We start from the raw sequence: 21,810 nt of genomic DNA, 5'->3' as shown, positions 1-21,810 counted from the left end.
GTCTGCCGGGTCCCGTGGAGCCGTCCGGGCCGAGGGGCGCGGTGCTGTTCGGTGCGTCTGGAGTCGCGTTCTTTTGGGCGGGTGGGTGTGTGGTCTTCTCCGGCGGGTTCGCCCGGGCCTGTCGGGTTCTTCCGGTCGGGCCGGGCGCGGCGCTTGGCGTCCGGAGCATGCTCCCTTGGGCGGGGTGGGTGTGCGGGGTCGCTCCGGCGGCCGGCCGGGGGCCGCCGGTTCGGGCCGGTGCGTGTTGTCAGGGGGCTCGCAGTCGCATTCCCTTCGGTGTCGCATGGAAGCCCGCCGACTCCAGCAGCGGGCCCAGCGGGGAGCCCAGGGCCGGGGAGCCGTTGATCCGTTCCACGGTGACCGTGCCGAGGGCCCCCGCGCGGGCCGCGCCGGCCAGAGCCTCGGCGGCCTCCCGCAGGCCGGGGTCGTCGGCGTCCGGCGGCTCCGCGCCGTCGCCGCCCGCCGTGCCGGGCCAGGCGAGGAGCGTCTTTCCGCCGCGCTCCATGTACAGGGCGAGCGCGCCGTCGAGGAGGACGACGAGCGAGCCCGCCTTGCGGCCCGGTTTGTGGGTGGCGCCGGACGGCGGGTCGGGCCAGGGGAGCGCGGCGCCGTACGCGTTGGCGGGGTCGGCGGCGGCCAGGACCACCGCGCGGCGGCGGGCCGGGCCCGCCGCGCCGCCGTCGGCGCGCTCGCGGGCGGTGGCGACGGCGCGCAGCCGGTCGATCGCGCCCTCCATGGCGAACTGGGCGGCGCCCAGCCCCTCGACGACGTAGCCGCGACGGGCCTGCCCGCTGTCCTCGAAGGCGGAGAGCACCCGGTAGGCGGCGGAGAAGCCGCCCGCCACGCCCTCGGCGGCGACGGCGCCGCGCGTGACCACGCCGTGCCGGTCGAGGAGGGTGCGGGCCAGGGCGTGGGCGCGGTGGGTGGTGTCGCCCTCGGGCCGGGGGAGCAGTGACCAGCGGCCGGCGACGGTCGGGGGGCCGCCGCGGGAGGCGGTGGGACGGCCGGTCGCGGCGAGGGCGGTTCGGGCGGCGAGGGCGCCGTAACGGCCGCGCGGGACCGCCCGTTTGGCGCGGTGCGCGGTGGAGCCGGCCGTCCGGCCCGAGCCGAGGAGCGCGCGCAGCGGTGCGAGCGTGTCGTTGGTGAGCCGGCCCGACCAGGCCAGGTCCCAGACGGCGTCGGCCAGTTGGGCGTCGTTCGGCGGTGATCCGTCGGGCTCCTGGTGCGTCTCCCGGACGCGTTCGGCGATCTGACGGAAGAACAGGCCGTAGCCGCCGGAGAGCGCGTCGAGCACCGCCCGGTGCAGCGGCGTGAGCTCCAGCGGGTGCGGGTCGGGCAGCAGCAGCGGTGCCGTGTCGGCCGGCAGCAGGGAGACCCAGCCGTCCTTGCCGGGGAGCGCGCCGGCGCCGGCCCAGACGACCTCGCCGGCGGCGGTGAGCTCGTCCAGCAGCGCCGGGGAGTAGTCGGAGACCCGCGCGGGCAGGACGAGCTTCTCCAGGGCGGAGGCGGGGACGGGCGCGCCCTGCAACTGCTCGACGGCGCGCAGGAGTCCGTCGACGCCGCGCAGCGCGTGGCCGCCGATGTGCTGCCACTGGGGGAGGAAGGCGGCGAGCGCCGTGGGCGGCACGGGCTCCAGCTCCTGCCGGAGCGCCGCGAGCGAGCGGCGGCGCAGCCGGCGCAGGACCGTGGCGTCGCACCACTCCTGGCCGATGCCCGTGGGGTGGAACTCGCCCTGGACGACCCGGCCGCCGGCCGCCAGGCGCTGCAGGGCGCCGTCCGTGACCGCGGGCCCCAGGCCGAAGCGGGCGGCGGCCTGCGCCGAGGTGAACGGGCCATGGGTGCGGGCGTAGCGGGCGAGGAGGTCGCCCAGCGGGTCCTTCACGGGCTCGGTGAACGCCTCCGGGACGCCCACCGGGAGTGCTGTGCCCAGGGCGTCGCGGAGCCGGCCGGCGTCCTCGATCGCCGCCCAGTGGTCCCGGCCGGCGATCCGTACCCGCAGGGCGCGGCGGGCGCCGGACAGCTCCTCCGCCCACGCCGGGTCGGCGCCGCGCTCGGCCAGTTCGCCGTCGGTCAGGGGGCCGAGGATCCGCAGCAGGTCGGCCACGCCCTCGGCGTCCTTGATCCGGCGGTCCTCGGTGCGCCACTGGAGCTCGGCCTCCAGCTCGGCGAGGACGTCGGCGTCCAGCAGCTCGCGGAGCTCGGCCTGGCCCAGCAGTTCGGCGAGCAGCCGGGAGTCGAGGGAGAGGGCGGCGGCCCGGCGCTCGGCGAGGGGGGAGTCGCCCTCGTAGAGGAACTGGGCGACGTAGCCGAACAGCAGTGAGCGGGCGAACGGCGACGGCTCAAGGGTGGTGACCTCGACGAGGCGGACCCGGCGGGCCTCGATGTCGCCCATGAGCTCGGTGAGCCCGGGGACGTCGAAGACGTCCTGAAGGCACTCGCGGACGGCCTCCAGCACGATGGGGAACGATCCGAACTCGCTCGCCACCTCCATCAGCTGGGCCGCCCGCTGGCGCTGCTGCCACAGCGGGGTGCGCTTGCCGGGGTTGCGGCGCGGCAGCAGGAGCGCGCGGGCGGCGCACTCGCGGAACCGCGCCGCGAACAGCGCGGAGCCGCCCACCTGTTCGGTGACGACGCCGCCGATCTCGCCGCGGTCGAAGACGACGTCGGCCGCCCCGACCGGCGACTGCTCGGCGTCGTACTCGGTGCCCTGCCGGGCCGGGTCGGCGTCGAGCAGGTCGAGGCCCAGCAGGTCGGCGTCGGGCAGGCGCAGCACGATGCCGTCGTCGGCGTGCATGACCTGGGCGTCCATGCCGTACCGCTCGGCCAGGCGGGCGCCGAGGGCCAGCGCCCAGGGGGCGTGCACCTGGGCGCCGAACGGGGAGTGGACGACGACCCGCCAGTCGCCCAGCTCGTCGCGGAACCGCTCGACGACGATCGTCCGGTCGTCGGGCACGTGACCGCAGGCGCGGCGCTGTTCGTCGAGGTAGGCGAGGACGTTGTCGGCGGCCCAGGTGTCGAGGCCGGCGGCCGTGAGCCGGGCGCGGGCGGCCTCCGGGCCGGCGCCGCCGATCTCGCGGAGGAACGCGCCCAGCTCCCGGCCCAGCTCCAGCGGGCGGCCCAACTGGTCGCCCTTCCAGAACGGCAGCCGGCCGGGGACGCCGGGGGCGGGGGTGACGAGGACGCGGTCGCGGGTGATGTCCTCGATGCGCCAGGAGGTCGTGCCGAGGGTGAACACGTCGCCCACCCGCGACTCGTACACCATCTCCTCGTCCAGCTCGCCCACCCGTCGCCCGCCACCACCCCGAGTGGAAGCGCTGCGCGCTGCCGTATCTGATGGGCCGCCGCCCTTCTTGGGGTCGGTGCCCGCGAGGAAGACGCCGAACAGGCCGCGGTCGGGGATGGTGCCCCCGGAGGTGACGGCCAGCCGCTGGGCGCCCGGGCGCCCGGTGACCGTGCCGGCGACGCGGTCCCAGACCAGGCGGGGGCGCAGCTCGGCGAAGGCGTCCGAGGGGTAGCGCCCGGCGAGCATGTCGAGCACCCCCGTGTAGGCGGACTCCGGCAGGGCGGCGAACGGGGCGGCGCGCCGCACCAGGGCCAGCAGCTCGTCGACGTCCCAGGTGTCCATGGCCGTCATGGCGACGATCTGCTGCGCCAGCACGTCCAGCGGGTTGGCGGGCACGCGCAGCGACTCGATGGCCCCCTGGCGCATCCGCTCCGTCACCACGGCCGCCTGCACCAGGTCCCCCCGGTACTTGGGGAAGACCACGCCGGTGGAGACCGCGCCGACCTGGTGCCCTGCGCGGCCGACGCGCTGGAGGCCGGAGGCCACCGACGGCGGCGACTCGACCTGGACGACGAGGTCGACGGCGCCCATGTCGATGCCCAGCTCCAGGCTGGAGGTGGCGACGACGGCGGGCAGCCGGCCCGCCTTGAGGTCCTCCTCGACCAGGGCGCGCTGCTCCTTGGAGACCGAGCCGTGGTGCGCGCGGGCGAGGACCGGCGGGGCGCCGTGGGCGGCGCCGGACTGCGCCATCAGCTGGGCGGGGGCGTGGTGTTCGGGCAACGGCTCGCCGGTGGCCCGTTCGTGGGCGATCTCGTTGAGCCGGTTGCACAGCCGCTCGGCCAGCCGACGGGAGTTGGCGAAGACGATGGTGGAGCGGTGCGCCTGGACGAGGTCGGCGATGCGCTCCTCGACGTGCGGCCAGATCGACGGCTTCTCCCGTTCGTCCCCCTCCTGGACGGGCGAGGCGCCCAGCTCGCCCAGATCCTCCACCGGGACGACCACGGAGAGGTCGAACTCCTTGCCCGAGGGCGGCTGGACGATCTCCACCTTGCGCTTGGGCGACAGGTAGCGGGCCACCTCCTCCACCGGCCGGACGGTGGCCGACAGGCCGATGCGCCGGGCCGGGCGGGGCAGGAGGGTGTCCAGCCGCTCCAGGGACAGGGCGAGATGGGCGCCCCGCTTCGTCCCGGCGACGGCGTGCACCTCGTCGAGGATGACCGTCTCCACCCCGGAGAGCGCCTCCCGCGCGGCGGAGGTGAGCATCAGGAACAGCGACTCGGGGGTGGTGATCAGGATGTCCGGCGGCCGGGTGACCAGGGCGCGGCGCTCGGCGGCCGGGGTGTCGCCGGAGCGGATGCCGACCTGGATCTCCGGCTCGGGCAGCCCGAGCCGGACGGCCTCCTGACGGATGCCGGTGAGCGGGCTGCGCAGGTTGCGCTCGACGTCGACCGCCAGGGCCTTGAGCGGTGAGACGTACAGGACGCGGCAGCGCTTGGCGCGCTCGGCGGGCGGCGGGGTGCTCGCCAGCCGGTCCAGCGAGGCGAGGAAGGCGGCGAGCGTCTTACCGGAGCCTGTAGGGGCGACGACCAGCACGTCCGAGCCCGCGGAGAGGGCCCGCCAGGCGCCGGTCTGGGCGGCCGTGGGCGCGTGGAAGGCGCCCGTGAACCAGGAGCGGGTCGCGGGGGAGAAGCCGTCGAGGGCCGCGTCCCCCGCCGGGGCCGCCGCCGGTTCCGTCGAGTCGGCCGGTTCTTCCGTCATGCCCCCCATCGTGCACCGAGGCACTGACAATGCCCCTGAAGCGCAGGTCAGCCCGGGTCAGTGCTGATCGGCGCAGGTCCGGGGGGACGGCAGGGAGGCGCCGCGGCCGTGGGCGCGCAGGGTCAGGAGCGCGTCGATGGTGGCCATCGGGCGGCCTTCGAGGGCGGTGCCGGGCGCCCAGGCGCGCCGCCGCAGCGGCCAGCCGCCGTCCTCCTGCTGGGCGGCGGCGAGGTGGTCCAGCGACCGTTCGAACTCGGCGTCGGTGAACCAGGGGCGGGCCCGGGAGCCGGGGCTCCGCGCGTAGTCGTGCGGGAAGTGCGCCGTGGGCCGGTTCTGCGGGGTGCCCTCGCCCGGTCCGGCGCCGGCCCGGTCCGGGTCCAGCACGGCCAGCCGCTGCTCCCGGACCACCCGGCCGAGCCGGTCCGCGGCGGCCTCGGCCCGCTTGCGGTCGGGGACGCCGTCGAGGAAGGCCACGGCCGCCTCGATCTCGTAGGGGTGCGGCCGGCCGCCGAGGGACAGCGCGTCGATCGCGGCCCAGCAGAAGTCCGTGGCGCGGAACAGCCAGGCGTGCCACACGGCGTTGCGGTGCAGCAGACCCACCACCGGCCCGGTGGTCAGCAGGGAGCCGGTGCCGGCCCGGGCGCCGGCGGCGGGGTGCCAGGGGGCGGCCGGCCAGCCGGCGGACGCGGGGTGCAGGGCGGGCAGGGCGCCGTCGGGGGTGGAGATCGCGGTCAGGAAGCGGCAGACGGCCTCGGCCCGGCGGTCCCCGCAGCGGCCGATCTCGTCCAGGACCCGCAGGGCGTGCACGGTGTGGTGCGGCTGGCTCACCGGGCCGCGCAGGTCGGGGTCCAGGGCGTGCCCGTAGCCGCCGTCGTCGCCCCGGTAGGCCGTGAGGGCCGCCTCGACGGCGTCGGGGCTGCCGTCGCGGAAGTGGAAGGCGAATCTGCGCTGTTCGAGGACGCGGGCGGTCAGCCAGACGAAGTCTTCGGCGCGGGCTGCGGGGGATGCTCCGGACGGTGCCATGGAACAGACCGTAGGGCCCGGAACGCCGCCGGTCAGCGGCTCGTGCCCGGCTGCACCCGCAGGGGCGGCGGGCGGGGGGCGCGCGGTTGACGGGCGGGGGCCGGAGGGCACCCCGGCGGCCCCTTCCGGGGGCTTTAGGATCAGTGGACTTCGGGGGAGCAGAGGGGGGCCTGTCGTGGACGAGGGACGAGTCGTGCTGTCGGTGGCGAGCGCCGCCGCGGACGGGCGCGTGGCTTCCGTGATCGGGGCCGGGAACGCCGTCGTGATCCTGGGGATCACCGGGCTGGTGCTGTTCCTGCAGTTCCGGGCCCGGCGGGTGCGGGCGGTGGCGTTCGTCTGGGTCGCCCTGCTGACGGCCCGCGGCCTGCTGCCCCCGGGGCCCGCGCGGACGACCGCGGCCGGCCTGGCGTTCCTGGCGGTGGGGCTCGTCGTCTCCGCGGTGTTCGGGTGGCTGCGGGGCAGGACCATGCCGCTGTGGCGGGACCGCGACGGGGTGGTGTGGCGCCGGGGCGACGCCGTGACGCTGCGCCTGTGGCTGCTGACCATCGGCGCGCGGTTCGCGCTGACGGGCGTGGAGTACGCGCTGTTCCACGAGCCGTTCAACGGCGGCTCCCTCCTGCTCGGCCTGGGGCTGTCGCTGGCCGTCCAGCAGGTGGTCCTGATGCGGCGGGGGCGGACGCTGACCCCCGGCGGTACCGAGCCGCGGGGCGGCCTCGGCCCGGCCGGCGTGCCGGGCTCCGCCGGCTGACGCCTTACCCTGCGTACATGCGGTTGACGGACTTCTGGCGGCGAATGGCCGACCACTTCGGGGCGGCGTACGCCGACTCCTTCGCACGTGATCACGTGATGTCGGAACTGGGCGGCAGGACGGTGCGCGAGGCGCTCGACGCGGGCTGGGACGCCAAGGACGTGTGGCGCGCGGTGTGCCGGGCGATGGAGATCCCCGCCGACCGGCGCTGACCGTCGCCGCCTCCCGACCCCGCTTCTCGGCCCTGCCTCTCGCCCCCGCCTCCCGGCGCCGCCCGGACCCCGTCCGCGCACCGGATTCCCCTTCCCCGGACCCGCGTGGCGCGTTTGACACAAAAATCGAACATCCATTCTCATGGATGGACCGGGCCTGTGGGGAGAAGGCGTTTCTCCAGGTCAGCGCGGTGCCCGGGCCCGTTGTCAGTGGCAGGCGCTAGCGTCGTGGACGTGAAGCGATCGACTCAAACGAACCGGGTGGAACCCATGGCAGGCACGGACCGCGAGAAGGCGCTCGACGCCGCACTCGCGCAAATCGAACGGCAATTCGGCAAGGGCGCCGTGATGCGCCTCGGTGAGCGTCCCAACGAGCCCATCGAGGTCATCTCCACCGGGTCGACCGCTCTCGACGTCGCGCTCGGCGTCGGCGGGCTGCCGCGCGGCCGCGTGGTGGAGGTCTACGGTCCGGAGTCCTCCGGCAAGACGACCCTCACCCTGCACGCGGTCGCCAACGCCCAGCGGGCCGGCGGCACGGTGGCCTTCGTCGACGCGGAGCACGCGCTCGACCCGGAGTACGCCAAGAAGCTCGGCGTCGACATCGACAACCTGATCCTGTCCCAGCCGGACAACGGCGAGCAGGCGCTGGAGATCGTCGACATGCTGGTCCGCTCCGGCGCTCTCGACCTGATCGTCATCGACTCCGTGGCCGCCCTGGTGCCGCGCGCGGAGATCGAGGGCGAGATGGGCGACTCGCACGTGGGCCTCCAGGCCCGGCTGATGAGCCAGGCGCTCCGGAAGATCACCAGCGCGCTGAACCAGTCCAAGACCACCGCGATCTTCATCAACCAGCTCCGCGAGAAGATCGGCGTGATGTTCGGCTCCCCGGAGACCACGACCGGTGGCCGGGCGCTCAAGTTCTACGCCTCGGTGCGGATCGACATCCGTCGCATCGAGACCCTGAAGGACGGCACGGAGGCGGTCGGCAACCGCACCCGCTGCAAGGTCGTCAAGAACAAGGTCGCGCCGCCCTTCAAGCAGGCCGAGTTCGACATCCTCTACGGCCAGGGCATCAGCCGCGAGGGCGGCCTGATCGACATGGGCGTCGAGCACGGCTTCGTGCGCAAGGCCGGTGCCTGGTACACGTACGAGGGCGACCAGCTCGGCCAGGGCAAGGAGAACGCCCGCAACTTCCTCAAGGACAACCCCGACCTCGCCAACGAGATCGAGAAGAAGATCAAGGAGAAGCTGGGCGTGGGCGTGAAGCCCGAGGCCCAGGGCGGCGAGTCGGGCGCCGACGCGGCGGGTGCCGCCGCCGAGCCCGTCAAGGCCGTGCCCGCCCCGGCCGCCAAGGCCACGGGGAAGGCCAAGGCCGCGGCCAAGGGCTAGCCGCCCATGACACGGCGAAGCGACTGGCCTGAGCAGGCCGTTGAGCACCGTGCCGACCGCGGGGACCGCGGCGACCGTACGGGCGGTGGTGCCGCGTCCCCGTCGAGGGCCGGGGACGCGGCACCACCGCCGCCCGAGGAGCAGGCGCGGGCGATCTGCCTGCGCCTGCTCACCGGGAGCGCGCGCACCCGGAAGCAGCTCGCCGAGGCGCTGGCCAAACGCGGAATCCCCGACGAGGTGGCGGAGGAGGTGCTGTCCCGCTTCGAGGAGGTCGGGCTGATCGACGACGCCGCGTTCGCCGGCGCCTGGGTGGACTCCCGGCACCGCGGCCGGGGCCTGGCCCGCCGGGCCCTGGCCCGCGAGCTGCGCACCAAGGGCGTCGACGCGGCACTGGTCGACGAGGCCGTCGGCCGGCTCGACGCGGACCAGGAGGAGCGGACCGCCCGCGACCTGGTCGAGCGCAAACTGCGCACGACCCGCGGTCTGGACCGGGAGAAGCGGCTGCGCCGCCTCGTCGGCATGCTCGCCCGCAAGGGCTACTCCGAGGGCCTCGCCCTCCGGGTCGTGCGGCGGGCGCTGGAGGAGGAGGGCGACGACCCCGAGGCGCTGGACGCGTACCTGCCGCCGGGGGAGTAGGCGGCGGGACGGATGCGCCGGCACCCCGGACCCGACGGGCCGTGGCCCCGGGGGCGTCGTACCGCTCGGTGCGCGGGCGCCGCACGGGATGTGACGGAGGGGCGCGTTTCCGCCGGGGAGAGACGGCCGAGGAGAGACGGACGGGCCCGGCGGGCGGAGCCGTGCCGTCACGGGCGGCGGCGACGCGGACCGCGCGGTCGGTGGCACCCGAACCGCCCGGACCCGAGTCACGCACCCGTGTCAGCGTGCCACCGGCAGCCCCGCCGCCCGCCATGCCCGGAAGCCGCCGGTCAGGTCGGTGGCCCGGTGCAGGCCCAGCCGCCGCAGGGAGACGGCGGCCAGCGACGAGGCGTACCCCTCGTCGCAGACGACCACCACCGGCAGGTCGTGGCCGGTGGCCTCCGGCGCCCGGTGCTCGCAGTCGGGGTCGAGGCGCCACTCCAGTTCGTTGCGCTCCACGACCAGCGCGCCGGGGATCGTGCCGTCGCGCTCCCGCAGGGCGGCGTAGCGGATGTCCACCAGCAGTCCGCCGTGCGCCTGGACGTCGGCGGCCTCGGCCGGGGACAGCCGGTCCAGTTCCGCGCGGGCGGCGGCGAGCAGTTCCTCGACTCTCATGCCCACTCCTCCGGCCACTCGACCTGTTCGAGCCGCAGGACCGGCCCGGTCCTGCTGTAGCGCCGCATCATCGGCAGCGGTGGGTAGTAGGCGTGCGCGGACACCGCGTGCCCGGCCTCCGCGTTGAAGACCTGATGGACGTGGTGCGGGCCGAACGCCCGGCCGTCCCGGTCGGCGAGCCGGCGTTCGCGGTCGACGCCGTCCGCCAGTTCCAGCGTCTTCCACCCCTCGGTGGGCAGCCGGGCGGCGAGCGACTGTTCGGTCAGGGCGCCCTGGGCGGTGACGAAGGCGCCGTGCGAGCCGCCGTGGTCGTGCCAGCCGGTACCGGCGCCGGGCGGCCAGCCGATGAGCCACGCCTCGCAGCCGCCCGGCCCGTCCAGCCGGATCCAGGTGCGGCCGGCGGGGTCGAGGGGGAGCGAGGAGACGAGGGTCGCGTCGGCGGCCACCTCCCGGACGAAAGCGAGGAGTTCGGCCGCGGAGGGCGCGCCGGCCCGGGCGGGAGGAGACGCGGGGCAAGCGGGGGAAGATGCGGAGGGAGACAGAGGCAACGGAACCGTCCTGGAAGATCGCGGAGGAGCGCGCCGTGGCCCGGAGTGCGCGCGAAGCGGGCACCCGGGCCGGCCATGGGCGGCGCGGGGTGGCAGCGGATCAGCAGGACGGACGACAGACACAGCCCGCGTAGCGGAGCAGGTCCACATGGACCCTCCGCCAGAAACGCGCGCCTCCGTCAGTCACGTTCCGGAGTGAACCATCGACCGTCCACTCGGGTCAACGCTTGGCCGGAGCCTCACGGACGGCCGCCTCCACGGCGTCCCCCGCGGGCCCGTCGGCCGTCTCCTTCACGAGTTCCGTCCCCGTCGCCGGCCCCAATTCCGGGGCGCCGCCGCGGGTGGCGTCCGCGCACGCGGAGAGCTCGGCGGGCCGCACCCCGGAGAGCGCGGCCACCAGATATCCGTCCGGCCGGACCACCAGCACCGTGTGCGCCGCGGCCCCCGGATACCCCTCCGCCACCAGCAGTTCGGCCCGCATCGGCAGCCCTTCCACGGCGGCGGCGAGGCCGGGCATCAGCCCCGCGCCGAGCCAGTGCCGGCGCTCCCAGACCCCCGTCCCCGGGGCGATCAGCACCACCAGCAGATCGCCGTCGAGCCGGTCGTGCAGCCGGACCGACGACCCGTCCGGCGCGGTCACGGGCACGTCCTCCACCGGGGCCCCGACCGGGGTGCCGACGGGCACCGAGCCGTCGGGCGGCGTCGCGGGTGCCAGGGGCGTACGGCCGTACAGCACCGGACCGGCCAGTTCCCCCCGCCCCAGATGACCCTCCGTCAGAATCGCGTCGTGGCCGCGCACGGAGCCCGGCACGACGCTCCGCCGGACCGCGCGCCAGCCGCCCGTGCCCCGGACCGCGGGCAGCGCCCGGTCGGCGGACCGCAGCAGGCAGCCGACCGCCTCCCTGCGCTCCTCCTCGTAGCTGTCGAGCAGCGCCTCCGAGGCGCCGTGGTGCCAGGCGAGGGCGAGCTTCCAGGCCAGGTTCCCGGCGTCCCGCAGGCCCTCGTCCAGCCCCTGGGTGCCGAAGGTGCCCAGCAGATGCGCGGCGTCCCCGGCGAGGAAGGCGCGCCCGATGCGCCAGCGGCGCGCGAGGCGGTGGTGCACGGCGTACACGCCGGTGTCCAGGAGCTCGTAGGGGGGCACGTCCCCGCACCACGCGCCCAGCGAATCGTGGATGTGGCCCAACAGGGCCTCCGGGGTGACCAGTCCGCCGTCCGGCGGCAGCAGCCAGTCGAGCCGCCACACCCCGTCCGGCAGCGGACGGGCCGTCACCTCCACGCCGCGCAGCGGCGACCGCTGCAGCACGGCCTCGCCGGGCCACGGCAGCTCGGTGCGCAGCGCCGCGACGGCGTACCGCTCGACGTTGGTGCGCCCGGGGAAGCGCGCGTCCAGCAGTTTGCGCACGGTGGACCGCGCGCCGTCGCAGCCGACCAGGTGGCTCGCCCGCCACGCCACCCCGCGCTGGGTCTCCACGGTGACCCCGCCACCGTCCTGCCGGAGCGCCGTCACCCGGCTGTCGGGGACGATCCGCGCGGTCTCGTGGGCGGCCAGCGCCGCCCGCAGTTCGCGGACCAGTGCGTGCTGCGGCAGGTGCAGGGGCGGCGGTTCGCCGGGGCCGCCGTCCGGCACCTCCGCGTCGGGCGCGTGCTCGTCGTCGGGGGCGAACGCCCCTTCGTCCGCCGGTATTTCCTTGCCCGCGTCCGGGCCGGTGAAGGCCACCCGGGCCACCGTCGACCGCCGGCGCAGGGTGCGCCAGCCCGTCCAGCGGGCACCCTCCGCCGTGGTGCAGCCGAGCCGCTCCAGCATCGCGGCGGTGTCCGGCCGCAGCACGGCCGTCCGGGCGAGCCGCCGCTCGGCGAGGTCCGCGTCGCCGGCCGGTCTCTCGTCGAGGACGACGACGGGCACCTCGTGACGGGAGAGGGCCAGGGCGAGCGCGAGGCCGACGGGTCCGGCCCCGACGACGGTCACCGGGTCCACGGCGCGAGGGTGGTGAGGAGACGGAGCGCGATCACAGAACGTATGCAACCCATTGCCGGTGCTTGCGTCAAGTGATCAGTGGTCCCCCGGCGGCGCGCCGGTGGCGTACGCCCCCCGGTCCGCGGGGGGACCGGGAGCCGTCGTGCGCCACCGGGGCACCACCCGGTCAGGCGGCCGGACCTGCCCCGGTGGCGTTCCCGAGGTCCGCGGTCACGGGGGGAGCGGGAGGGGCGCCCTTGCGGGAGCGCTTCGTGCGCCGTTCGATCCAGTTGGCGATGCCGGACAGGGCGAGGCAGAGCAGGATGTAGATCGAACCGAAGACGATGACCATCGGGATGAACGGGTAGACCCCGCCCACCGGCTCCTGCTGCTGCGCGAACGACTTGCCCACGAAGAGCAGTTCCTCGTAGAGGATGATGAAGCCGAGCGAGGTGTCCTTGAGCGTCACCACGAGCTGGCTGATGATCGACGGCAGCATCGAGCGGACGGCCTGCGGGACGAGGATGCCCGTCATCACCTGGGTCTTGCGCAGCCCGATGGCGTAGGCGGCCTCGCTCTGGCCCTTGGGGAGGGCCTTGATGCCGGACCGGAAGATCTCCGCCTGGACCGAGCCGTTGTACAGGGTCAGGCCGATGACCAGGGCCCACATGGGCTCGGTGGTGAAGAACGCCGCGTACAGCAGGAAGATCATGATGAGCAGCGGCATCGCGCGGAAGAACTCCACCAGCACGGTGGCCGCCCAGCGCACCGGCGCGTGGTCGGAGAGCCGTCCGGTGGCGAGTAGCGTGCCGAGGGCGAGCGAGAGGACCGCGGCGATGGCGAACGTCTTGAGGGTCGTCAGCAGGCCCTCGACGATGCGTTCCTGTGTGTCGTTGTACTGGTACGTGTCCCACAGGCCGTGCTGGAACTGCCCGGTGACGTCCAGCCGGTGGAGGATGAACGCGATCAGGCCGAGGATCGCGAGGGCCGCGAGGACGCCGTAGACGCGGTTGCGGACGCGGGCCTTGGGGCCGGGGGCGTCGAAGAGGACGTTGGTGCTCATCGGGCCACCGCCATCCGGCTCTCCAGCAGTCGGAAGAGGCCGCTGATGACGAAGGTGACGATGAGGTAGCCGAGGGCGATCCAGAGGAAGATGACGTAGATGTTGTACCCCTCGTCCGCGTTGAGCTGCTTCTGGAGGGCCCCGAGTTCGGCGACGTTGAAGCCCGAGGCGATGGCCGTGTTCTTGGTCAGCGCGATCATCAGGCTGCCGATCGGGGGTATCGCGGTCCGCAGGGCCTGCGGGAGGACGACCTGGCTCAGCGTCTGGCTGAACGTCATCCCGATCGAGCGGGCGGCCTCCGCCTGTCCCATCGGCACGGTGTTGATGCCCGAGCGGATGGCCTCGCAGATGAACGCCGAGGTGTAGCAGCCCAGCGCCAGCACCGCGAGCCAGAACGAGTCCCAGCCCTTGAGGCCCAGCGCCGGCAGGCCGAGGGTCACGGCGAGGAAGAGGAGCACGAGCGGGGTGTTGCGCAGCAGCGTCACCCAGGTCGTGCCGAAGACGCGCAGCGCGGGCACCGGAGATACCCGGAAGGCGGCGATCAGGGTGCCCAGCACCAGGGCCAGCAGTGCGCTCAGCACCGTCAGCTCGACGGTGTTGAGGAAGCCTTCGCGGAACTCCGCGAAGTGGTCCGTCAGAACGTTCAAGTCACTTCTCCGGAATCGCGTGGCGGTCGTCCCCGGGGCCCCGGCCCCGGCTCAGGGGGCCGGGGCGGCCCGGCAGGCGGCAATCGGTGGCGTCAGTACGCGTCAGTACCGGTCGACGGCGGGCGGCTCCTGGGCGGCCGTGCCCGACAGGCCCAGGGTGGCGTCGTACGCCTTCTTCCAGTCGCCGTTCTTCATGTGCGCCTCCAGGGCGTTGTTCACCGCGTCGCGCAGCGCCTTGTCGCCCTTCTTCAGGCCGACGCCGTACGGCTCCTTGGAGAACGGGCTGCCGACGACCTTGAGCGCGCCCTTGTTCTGCGCGGCGTAGCCCTTGAGGATCGCGTCGTCCGTGGTGACCGCGTCCACCGTGCCGTTGATCAGCTCCTGCACGCAGAGCTGGTACCCCTGCTGGGCCTTGACCTCCTTGGCGCCGTACTTGGCCTCCTTGATCCGCTTGAGCGGGGTGGAGCCGGTGGCCGAGCAGACCTTCTTGCCCTTGACGTCGTCCGGGCCCTTGATGTCGCTGTCCTTCTTGACGAGCAGGTCCTGGCCGGCGATGTAGTACGGGCCGCCGAAGTCGATCTGCTTCTTGCGCTCGTCGTTGATCGTGTACGTGCCGACGTAGAGGTCGACGCCGCCGTTGGCGATCTGGGTCTCGCGGGACTCCGAGGGCACCGTCTTGAACTCGATGTGGTCCTTGTCGAAGCCGAGGTCCGCCGCGATCATCCGGGCGATCTCCACGTCGAAGCCGGACCGCGTCTTGTCGCTGGGGTTCTCGAAGCCGAGGAAGGGCTGGTCGGCCTTGGTGCCGATGGTGATCTTCTTGCCCTTGATCTTCTCGAAGACCGGCGAACCCTTCACGTCGGCCGCCGTGTTGACCTTGTAGGTCGGGACCGCGGGGGCCGAGGAGCCGGCTCCGGGGTCGGCCTTCTTGTCGTCGGTGTCGCGGTCCTTGCCGCAGGCGGTCGCGGACGCGGCCAGCGCCACCACCACGGCGGCCACGGCGGCGGTCTTCCGGAGCTTCATCGTGAACATCCTTTGTGTCGGCGGGTGTTCGCCCTGCGGGAGGACGGCGTGGGGGTGGGGTGAGGGGAGGGGCTCAGTGGTGGAGGATCTTGGAGAGGAAGTCCTTGGCCCGGTCGCTGCGCGGGTTGCTGAAGAAGCTGTCCGGCCGCGCCTCCTCGACGATGCGGCCGTCGGCCATGAAGACCACGCGGTTGGCGGCGGAGCGGGCGAAGCCCATCTCGTGGGTGACGACGACCATCGTCATCCCGTCCCGGGCGAGCTGCTGCATGACCTCCAGCACCTCGTTGATCATCTCCGGGTCCAGGGCGGAGGTCGGCTCGTCGAAGAGCATCACCTTGGGGTCCATGGCGAGCGCGCGGGCGATGGCCACGCGCTGCTGCTGGCCGCCGGAGAGCTGGGCCGGGTACTTGTCCGCCTGGGCGCCGACGCCGACCCGGTCGAGGAGGGTGCGCGCGGTGGCCTCGGCCGACCTGCGGTCCTTCTTGCGCACCTTGACCTGGCCCAGCGTCACGTTGTCCAGCACGGTCTTGTGCGCGAACAGGTTGAAGGACTGGAAGACCATGCCCACGTCGGCGCGCAGCCGCGCCAGCTCCCGGCCCTCCTGGGGCAGCGGCCGGCCGTCGATGGTGATCGACCCGGAGTCCGTGGTCTCCAGCCGGTTGATCGTCCGGCACAGCGTCGACTTCCCGGAACCGGACGGGCCGATGACGACGACCACCTCGCCGCGGGCGATGGTGAGGTCGATGTCCTGAAGGACGTGCAACTGTCCGAAGTGCTTGTTGACCTTGTCCAGGACGACCAGGGGGTCCCCCGCGGGGGCGGTGCCCTCGGCGGCCGTGGCGTCCTTGGTCACCGGTGCTTCGCTCATCGGCGTTCCTCGCTCCGTCCTCCTCGAATGAGAGGACAGTAGTGAGCCGCCCCGACCAGCGTCATTACATCTGAGCTGAAATTGAGCATAACGATCCGGCTGCGGCTGGACACCGAGGGTGAGGGGGGCGCGAAGCGCGTGCGGGGGCGTACCGGCTGCATAACGGAAGCCCCCGGCCGGGCCGCACCCCCTTGACGCGCGCCGCGTCCATCGGAGTGGATGCGGTGTCACCCCACGAGGCGGGGGCGGGCGTGGACGGAGGACGAGTGAGACTGCTGCTGGTGGAGGACGACGACCACGTCGCCGCGGCCCTGTCGGCCGTACTGGCCCGGCACGGCTTCGCCGTCACCCACGCCCGCAACGGCGAGGAGGCCCTCCAGGCCCTCCTGCCGGGCGACGCCGCGCCGTTCGGCGTCGTCCTGCTCGACCTCGGCCTGCCCGACCAGGACGGCTTCGAGGTGTGCGGCAGGATCCGCAAGCGCACCGGCACCCCCGTCATCATGGTGACCGCGCGGGCCGACACCCGCTCCAAGATCCACGGGCTGAACCTGGGGGCCGACGACTACGTCGTCAAGCCGTACGACACCGGCGAGCTGCTGGCCCGCATCCACGCCGTCGCCCGGCGCACCCCGCCGGAACCGGGTCCGGCCCCCGGCCCCGACGAGGTGCCGGGCAGCACCCTGCGGCTGGGCGGCCTGACCATCGAACTCCCCACGCGGCGCGTCTCGGTGGACGGCCTGGCGGTCCCGCTCACCCGCAAGGAGTTCGACCTCCTGGCGCTGCTCGCGCAGCGGCCCGGCGTCGTCTTCCGCCGGGAGCAGATCATCAGCGAGGTGTGGCAGACCAGTTGGGAGGGGACGGGCCGGACGCTGGAGGTGCACATCGCGTCGCTCCGGGGCAAACTCCGCATGCCCGCCCTGATCGAGACGGTCAGGGGCGTCGGCTACAAAATCGTCGTCCCCTCGGCGTGACGGCCGGCCACACCCGTGCGCGCCCGACTCCTCCCCCTGCTCATCGTCCTGATGGCCGGCGTGCTGCTCGCCCTCGGCCTCCCGCTCGGCGCCGGCCTGGCCAATGTGCAGCAGCAACGCCTGGTGGTCGACCGGATCGACGACACCGCCCGGTTCGCCGCGCTCGCCCAGTACGTCGCCACCCGGCCGTTCGAGACGCCCGCCGACGTGGACGAGCGGCTGATCACCCTGCGGGCCGAACTCAACCGCTACGAGGACCTCTACGGCATACACGCCGGTGTCTTCAACCGGAACGGCAGCGCCATGGCCGCGGCCCCGCTCGGCTGGGAGGGCCCGCCCGACGCGGAGGGGCGGCGGGCGTTCCAGGAGGCGCTGGCCGGGCGGCGCAGCCACGACCCCGAGCAGGTCTGGCCCTGGGAGCACCGCCGGCTGACCGTCGCCTCACCGGTGATCCGCGACGGCGACGTCGTCGCGGTCGTCGTCACCGACTCGCCCACCGGGGCGATGCGCTCCTGGATCCTGCACAAGTGGCTGCTGATCCTGGCGGGGGAGTCGGCGGCGATGCTGCTCGCCGTCGCCGCCGCGTTCCGGCTCACCGGCTGGGTGCTGCGGCCCGTCCGCACCCTGGACGCCGCCGCGCACAACATGGCCACCGGCCACCTCAACTCCCGGGTGGTGGCCGACCAGGGGCCGCCGGAACTCCGGCGGCTGGCCCGCTCGTTCAACGAGATGGCCGACAACGTGGAGGAGTCCCTGGAGCAGCAGCGCGCCTTCGTCGCCGACGCCTCGCACCAGCTGCGCAACCCGCTCGCGGCGCTGCTGCTGCGGATCGAGCTGCTGGCGCTGGAACTGCCCGACGGGCACGAGGAGATCGCCTCCGTGCGCACCGAGGGCAAACGGCTGGCCCGGGTGCTGGACGACCTCCTCGACCTCGCCCTCGCCGAACACGCCGCGAGCGACCTCCAGCTGACCGACGTCGCGGAGCTCGTCACCGACCGGGTGGGCGCGTGGTCGCCGGTGGCCGAACGGGAGGGCGTCGCCCTGGCCTACACCGGCCCGGCGGCGGCCACGGGCTGGGCCGACCCCGTCGCCCTGTCCAGCGCGCTCGACGCCGTCGTGGACAACGCCCTCAAGTTCACCCCGGAGGGCGCCCGGGTCGAGGTGGCCCTGGAGGCGGCGGGGGACCGCGTCGTCGTCACCGTCACCGACGAGGGCCCGGGCCTGACGGACGAGGAACTCACCCGCGTCGGCGACCGCTTCTGGCGCAGCGGCCGGCACCAGAACGTCTCGGGCTCCGGCCTCGGCCTCTCCATCGCCCGCACCCTGCTCACGGCCGGCGGCGCGGGCATCGCCTACGGGCGCAACGAACCGCACGGACTGCGGGTCGTCATCGACGTCCCGCGCGAACGGTCTTGAACGGCCTCAGGGTTTCGTCGACACGTAGTACCGCCGCGCCCCGGAGTGCAGCGGCAGCGGATCGGTGAAGACCGCCGTGCGCAGGTCCACCCGCTGCGCCGCGTGCACCACCTGGCCGATCCGGTCCCGGCTCGCTATCACCGTGCGGGTCACGCCCTCGGTGAGGTGGGCGTCGGTGTCCTCGGTGGTGATGAGCAGGTTCGCGACCGCGATGGTCTTCACCACCTCGGTGGCCCGCATGGCCGGATAGGCGTCCGCCGGCATCACCGCGGCCCGGTAGAAGCGCGTCTCGCGGCCCAGGGTGCGCAGCGGGCCGATCATGTCGCCGAGCTGGACGAGCCGCACCGGCATCCGGCGGCTGAGCGACAGGACGGCGCTGGTGGGCAGCCCGCCCGACCAGAAGAAGGCGTCGATGTCGCCCTTCTCCAGGAGGTCCGGCATCCGGTCGATGCCGACCTGGACGGGGGTGATGTCCTTGGTGAAGTCCAGGCCGGCGGCCTGGAACAGCCTCCTGGTGATCAACTGCACCCCGGAGCCCTCGGCCCCCACGCCGACCTTGAGTCCCTTGAGGTCCCGGATCGACTGGGCCGAGGCGTCCCTCGGCACCACGAGCTGCATGTAGTCGTCGTAGAGGCGGGCGCAGGCGCGCAGCCGGTCGCCGCCCGGACGGTCGTTGTCGACGTAGTCCGCGGCGGCGTCGGCGGTCGCGATCGCGAAGTCCGCGTCGCCGGTGGTGAGCCGGCGCAGGTTGTCGACGGAGCCGGTGCTGAGCCGCAGGCGGACGTCCAGCGACGGGAGGTCGCGGTGCAGGTCCTCCTTGAGGAGGGCGCCGTACTTGGCGTAGACGCCGGTCGGCACCCCGGTGGCGACGGTGATCCGGCCGCCGGGCACCGGGTCCTCGGGCGGGGCGGCCAGCGACCAGGTCAGCAGCGCGAGCAGGGCGGCGGACAGGGCGCCCGCCCATACGGTGCGACGCCTGACCAAAGGGGTACGGGGGGGCCATGGGCGGATCCTGCCAGCGCGCGCCGGGGGACGCCAGGCCCGCGCGAGGCTCTTCGCGGGAGGGCGCGGGGCGCTTCGCGGGAGGGAACCGGCAGCGGTGCGGGGCCGTCGCGGAGCCGGAACGGAGCGGGATGTTCCGGCACGGAAGAGGTCCTCCGGGACACCGCCTACCCTTGTGTGCATGACCAGCAGCGACCGGAGCCACGACGTGCCCTCGACCAAGACCTACCTCATCCGCACCTACGGGTGCCAGATGAACGTCCATGACTCCGAGCGGCTCTCCGGCCTGCTGGAGGACGCGGGCTACGTCCGCGCCCCCGAGAACACCACGGAGGGCGACGCCGACGTCGTCGTCTTCAACACCTGCGCCGTCCGCGAGAACGCCGACAACAAGCTGTACGGCAACCTCGGCCGGCTGGCCCCGATGAAGACCCGGCGCCCCGGCATGCAGATCGCCGTCGGCGGCTGCCTGGCGCAGAAGGACCGCGACACCATCGTCAAGAAGGCGCCGTGGGTCGACGTCGTCTTCGGCACGCACAACATCGGCAAGCTGCCCGTCCTGCTGGAGCGCGCCCGGATCCAGGAGGAGGCGCAGGTCGAGATCGCCGAGTCCCTGGAGGCGTTCCCGTCGACCCTCCCGACCCGGCGCGAGAGCGCGTACGCCGCGTGGGTCTCGATCTCCGTCGGCTGCAACAACACCTGCACCTTCTGCATCGTCCCCGCGCTGCGCGGCAAGGAGAAGGACCGCCGGCCCGGCGACATCCTGGCCGAGGTCGAGGCGCTGGTCGCCGAGGGCGTCAGCGAGATCACCTTGCTCGGCCAGAACGTCAACGCCTACGGCTCCGACATCGGCGACCGCGAGGCGTTCTCCAAGCTGCTGCGCGCCTGCGGGAAGATCGAGGGCCTGGAGCGCGTCCGCTTCACCTCGCCGCACCCGCGCGACTTCACCGACGACGTGATCGCCGCGATGGCCGAGACGCCCAACGTGATGCCGCAGCTGCACATGCCGCTCCAGTCCGGCTCGGACACCGTCCTGAAGGCGATGCGCCGCTCGTACCGCCAGGAGCGCTTCCTCGGCATCATCGACAAGGTGCGCGCCGCCATGCCGGACGCCGCGATCTCCACCGACATCATCGTCGGCTTCCCGGGCGAGACCGAGGAGGACTTCGAGCAGACCATGCACGTGGTCCGCGAGGCCCGCTTCGCCCAGGCGTTCACCTTCCAGTACTCCAAGCGCCCCGGCACCCCCGCCGCGACCATGGACGGCCAGATCCCCAAGGAGGTCGTGCAGGCGCGCTACGAGCGGCTGGTGGAGCTCCAGGAGCAGATCTCCTGGGAGGAGAACAAGAAGCAGGTCGGCCGGACGCTGGAGATCCTGGTCGCCGAGGGCGAGGGCCGGAAGGACGACGCCACGCGGCGGCTCTCCGGCCGGGCGCCCGACAACCGGCTCGTCCACTTCACCAGGCCGGACGAGGACGTGCGCCCCGGCGACGTCGTCACCGTCGAGATCACCTACGCCGCCCCGCACCACCTGCTGGCCGAGGGCCCGGCGAAGGGCGTGCGCCGCACCCGCGCGGGCGACGCCTGGGAGAAGCGCAACGCCGCCGCCGCGGAGAAGCCGAAGGGCGTGCTGCTCGGCATCCCGACCATCGGCGCCCCCGCGCCGTCCCCGGCCCCGGCCGCCGCGGGCTGCGGCTGCGACTGAGCACGGCGAGGGCTTAAGGTTCCGAGCATGCTCGTCGCCGCCGCCGTGTGCCCCTGCCCGCCGCTGCTCGTACCCGAGGTCGCCGCCGGGGCCGCCCCGGAGCTCGACCCGCTGCGGGCCGCCTGCCTGGACGCCGTCGCCGTCCTGGCAGCGGCCCGGCCCGACCGCCTCGTGGTGGTCGGGCCCGCGGCCGAGGACGGTGCGGGGTCCTACGCCGAGGGCGCCGGCGGTTCGTTCCGCGGCTTCGGGGTCGCCCTCGACGTCCGGCTGGGCCGGGGCGATGACGGTACGGCCGGGCGGCCGCTGCCGCTGTCGTTGGCCGTCGCCGCCTGGCTGCTGGAGCGCACCGGCTGGTCGGCCGCCCCGGTGACCGGCCTCGGCGTGGCCGAGTCGCTCACCCCCGCCGACTGCCTCGCCGCCGGCCGTGAACTGACCGCCCCGGAAGGCCGCGTGGCACTGCTGGTCATGGGCGACGGCAGCGCCCGCCGCACGGTCAAGGCGCCCGGCTACCTCGACGAACGGGCGGAGGGCTTCGACGCCACCTCGGCGGCGGCCCTGGGCTCCGCCGACACCGCCGCCCTCGCCGCCCTCGACCCCGCGACCGCCCGTGAGCTGCAGGCCGTCGGCCGGCCCGCCTGGCAGGTGCTCGCGGGCGCGGCGGAGGGCGCGGGGCTGAGCGGGCGGCCGCTGTACGAGGAGGCGCCGTACGGCGTGGGGTACCACGTCGCGGTTTGGTCCTGAGGGTCTGGTCCTGGGCATCCGGGCCTGAGGGTCTGGTCTGAGCTTCCGCGGCTGAGCGTCCTGGGCGTCCGGCCGGGCCACGGCGTCCGGCCGAGGCGAGCGCCGCCCGCCGCGTCCCGCGCGTACGGCGTCCCGCGCGTACGGCGACGGCCGCGGAGCGAGCTGCTCCGCGGCCGTCGCCGTACGGGGTTCCCCCGGGCCCGGACGA

At 74.1% G+C, this 21,810-nt stretch carries 19 protein-coding genes; 8 read left to right on the top strand and 11 right to left on the bottom strand.

The genetic code is table 11. The features are described 5' to 3' along the window. Positions 1-247: 247 nt before the first annotated feature. Both K7I03_RS08160 and K7I03_RS08155 read right to left on the bottom strand, forming a co-directional pair. Positions 248-5,041: an ATP-dependent helicase gene (locus tag K7I03_RS08160; protein WP_185943358.1), complete on the bottom strand. Its 4,794-nt coding sequence runs from the start codon at positions 5,039-5,041 to the stop codon at positions 248-250. A gap of 57 nt (positions 5,042-5,098) precedes the next feature. After that, positions 5,099-6,064 carry a hypothetical protein gene (locus K7I03_RS08155; protein WP_185943357.1) on the bottom strand — a complete coding sequence of 322 codons (966 nt, stop codon included), beginning with the start codon at positions 6,062-6,064 and terminating at the stop codon, positions 5,099-5,101. 175 nt (positions 6,065-6,239) lie between these two features. Here K7I03_RS08155 and K7I03_RS08150 point away from each other — a divergent pair, with 175 nt between their 5' ends. The 4 genes from K7I03_RS08150 to recX all read left to right on the top strand — a co-directional run bounded on the left by K7I03_RS08150 (position 6,240) and on the right by recX (position 9,049). Further along, positions 6,240-6,812 carry a hypothetical protein gene (locus K7I03_RS08150; RefSeq protein WP_185943356.1) on the top strand — a complete coding sequence of 191 codons (573 nt, stop codon included), beginning with the start codon at positions 6,240-6,242 and terminating at the stop codon, positions 6,810-6,812. A 17-nt stretch (positions 6,813-6,829) separates the two neighbouring features. Beyond that, on the top strand, positions 6,830-7,024 hold the full coding sequence (locus K7I03_RS08145) for a DUF3046 domain-containing protein (protein WP_004945405.1): 195 nt from the start codon (positions 6,830-6,832) through the stop codon (positions 7,022-7,024). Positions 7,025-7,294: 270 nt separating this feature from the next. Beyond that, positions 7,295-8,413 (top strand): recombinase RecA, encoded by a 1,119-nt coding sequence (recA, locus tag K7I03_RS08140; RefSeq protein WP_185943355.1) that lies wholly within the window; start codon positions 7,295-7,297, stop codon positions 8,411-8,413. 6 nt (positions 8,414-8,419) lie between these two features. Next, entirely contained in the window at positions 8,420-9,049 is a 630-nt protein-coding gene (gene recX / locus K7I03_RS08135; RefSeq protein ID WP_185943354.1) for a recombination regulator RecX, read from the top strand. Positions 9,050-9,289: 240 nt separating this feature from the next. On the opposite strand, the gene K7I03_RS08130 is transcribed toward recX, so the two are convergent. The 8 genes from K7I03_RS08130 to K7I03_RS08100 all read right to left on the bottom strand — a co-directional run bounded on the left by K7I03_RS08130 (position 9,290) and on the right by K7I03_RS08100 (position 15,767). After that, the gene (locus tag K7I03_RS08130) at positions 9,290-9,664 is read right to left on the bottom strand and encodes a rhodanese-like domain-containing protein (RefSeq protein WP_185943353.1); all 375 of its coding nucleotides are present in this window, start codon (positions 9,662-9,664) and stop codon (positions 9,290-9,292) included. After that, positions 9,661-10,206, bottom strand: coding sequence for a cupin domain-containing protein (locus K7I03_RS08125; protein WP_185943382.1), 546 nt, complete (start codon positions 10,204-10,206; stop codon positions 9,661-9,663). Before K7I03_RS08125 ends, K7I03_RS08130 begins: the two co-directional genes overlap by 4 nt. Before the next feature lie 106 nt (positions 10,207-10,312). Then, entirely contained in the window at positions 10,313-10,399 is an 87-nt protein-coding gene (locus K7I03_RS34030) for a putative leader peptide (RefSeq protein ID WP_313772161.1), read from the bottom strand. Between the two features lie 33 nt (positions 10,400-10,432). Continuing rightward, positions 10,433-12,187 carry an FAD-dependent oxidoreductase gene (locus tag K7I03_RS08120; protein WP_224346949.1) on the bottom strand — a complete coding sequence of 585 codons (1,755 nt, stop codon included), beginning with the start codon at positions 12,185-12,187 and terminating at the stop codon, positions 10,433-10,435. 166 nt (positions 12,188-12,353) lie between these two features. Next, a complete protein-coding gene (locus K7I03_RS08115; protein ID WP_185943352.1) occupies positions 12,354-13,229 on the bottom strand; it encodes an amino acid ABC transporter permease in 876 nt (291 codons plus the stop codon). After that, complete coding sequence (locus K7I03_RS08110; RefSeq protein ID WP_185943351.1) at positions 13,226-13,876, bottom strand: amino acid ABC transporter permease; 651 nt, start codon at positions 13,874-13,876, stop codon at positions 13,226-13,228. Before K7I03_RS08110 ends, K7I03_RS08115 begins: the two co-directional genes overlap by 4 nt. Before the next feature lie 102 nt (positions 13,877-13,978). After that, the gene (locus K7I03_RS08105; protein ID WP_185943350.1) at positions 13,979-14,899 is read right to left on the bottom strand and encodes a glutamate ABC transporter substrate-binding protein; all 921 of its coding nucleotides are present in this window, start codon (positions 14,897-14,899) and stop codon (positions 13,979-13,981) included. A gap of 73 nt (positions 14,900-14,972) precedes the next feature. Next, positions 14,973-15,767 (bottom strand): amino acid ABC transporter ATP-binding protein, encoded by a 795-nt coding sequence (locus K7I03_RS08100; RefSeq protein WP_185943349.1) that lies wholly within the window; start codon positions 15,765-15,767, stop codon positions 14,973-14,975. Positions 15,768-16,033: 266 nt separating this feature from the next. Here K7I03_RS08100 and K7I03_RS08095 point away from each other — a divergent pair, with 266 nt between their 5' ends. Both K7I03_RS08095 and K7I03_RS08090 read left to right on the top strand, forming a co-directional pair. Next, on the top strand, positions 16,034-16,738 hold the full coding sequence (locus K7I03_RS08095) for a response regulator transcription factor (protein ID WP_185943348.1): 705 nt from the start codon (positions 16,034-16,036) through the stop codon (positions 16,736-16,738). A 15-nt stretch (positions 16,739-16,753) separates the two neighbouring features. After that, the gene (locus tag K7I03_RS08090) at positions 16,754-18,154 is read left to right on the top strand and encodes a sensor histidine kinase (protein WP_185943347.1); all 1,401 of its coding nucleotides are present in this window, start codon (positions 16,754-16,756) and stop codon (positions 18,152-18,154) included. A gap of 6 nt (positions 18,155-18,160) precedes the next feature. Here K7I03_RS08090 and K7I03_RS08085 read toward each other — a convergent pair whose 3' ends face one another. Next, entirely contained in the window at positions 18,161-19,138 is a 978-nt protein-coding gene (locus K7I03_RS08085) for a TAXI family TRAP transporter solute-binding subunit (protein WP_224346948.1), read from the bottom strand. A gap of 199 nt (positions 19,139-19,337) precedes the next feature. Here K7I03_RS08085 and miaB point away from each other — a divergent pair, with 199 nt between their 5' ends. Next, positions 19,338-20,861, top strand: a complete 1,524-nt coding sequence (gene miaB / locus K7I03_RS08080) for a tRNA (N6-isopentenyl adenosine(37)-C2)-methylthiotransferase MiaB (protein WP_185943345.1) — start codon at positions 19,338-19,340, stop codon at positions 20,859-20,861. A gap of 27 nt (positions 20,862-20,888) precedes the next feature. Further along, positions 20,889-21,602, top strand: a complete 714-nt coding sequence (locus K7I03_RS08075) for a class III extradiol dioxygenase subunit B-like domain-containing protein (protein ID WP_185943344.1) — start codon at positions 20,889-20,891, stop codon at positions 21,600-21,602. The last annotated feature ends 208 nt before the right edge of the window (positions 21,603-21,810 follow it).

Origin of the sequence: Streptomyces mobaraensis (assembly GCF_020099395.1) — a bacterium.
Lineage (GTDB): Bacteria > Actinomycetota > Actinomycetes > Streptomycetales > Streptomycetaceae > Streptomyces.
Note: the sequence above shows the minus strand (reverse complement) of the source record. Positions and strands in the feature narration are given on the sequence as shown.

What these genes read in the sequence shown, in the direction of transcription:
- K7I03_RS08160 (WP_185943358.1), bottom strand. Translation starts at nt 5,041, where the DNA reads ATGACGGAAGAACCGGCCGACTCGACGGAACCGGCGGCGGCCCCGGCG.
- K7I03_RS08155 (WP_185943357.1), bottom strand. Translation starts at nt 6,064, where the DNA reads ATGGCACCGTCCGGAGCATCCCCCGCAGCCCGCGCCGAAGACTTCGTC.
- K7I03_RS08145 (WP_004945405.1), top strand. Translation starts at nt 6,830, where the DNA reads ATGCGGTTGACGGACTTCTGGCGGCGAATGGCCGACCACTTCGGGGCG.
- recA (WP_185943355.1), top strand. Translation starts at nt 7,295, where the DNA reads ATGGCAGGCACGGACCGCGAGAAGGCGCTCGACGCCGCACTCGCGCAA.
- recX (WP_185943354.1), top strand. Translation starts at nt 8,420, where the DNA reads ATGACACGGCGAAGCGACTGGCCTGAGCAGGCCGTTGAGCACCGTGCC.
- K7I03_RS08130 (WP_185943353.1), bottom strand. Translation starts at nt 9,664, where the DNA reads ATGAGAGTCGAGGAACTGCTCGCCGCCGCCCGCGCGGAACTGGACCGG.
- K7I03_RS08115 (WP_185943352.1), bottom strand. Translation starts at nt 13,229, where the DNA reads ATGAGCACCAACGTCCTCTTCGACGCCCCCGGCCCCAAGGCCCGCGTC.
- K7I03_RS08105 (WP_185943350.1), bottom strand. Translation starts at nt 14,899, where the DNA reads ATGAAGCTCCGGAAGACCGCCGCCGTGGCCGCCGTGGTGGTGGCGCTG.
- K7I03_RS08100 (WP_185943349.1), bottom strand. Translation starts at nt 15,767, where the DNA reads ATGAGCGAAGCACCGGTGACCAAGGACGCCACGGCCGCCGAGGGCACC.
- miaB (WP_185943345.1), top strand. Translation starts at nt 19,338, where the DNA reads ATGACCAGCAGCGACCGGAGCCACGACGTGCCCTCGACCAAGACCTAC.
- K7I03_RS08075 (WP_185943344.1), top strand. Translation starts at nt 20,889, where the DNA reads ATGCTCGTCGCCGCCGCCGTGTGCCCCTGCCCGCCGCTGCTCGTACCC.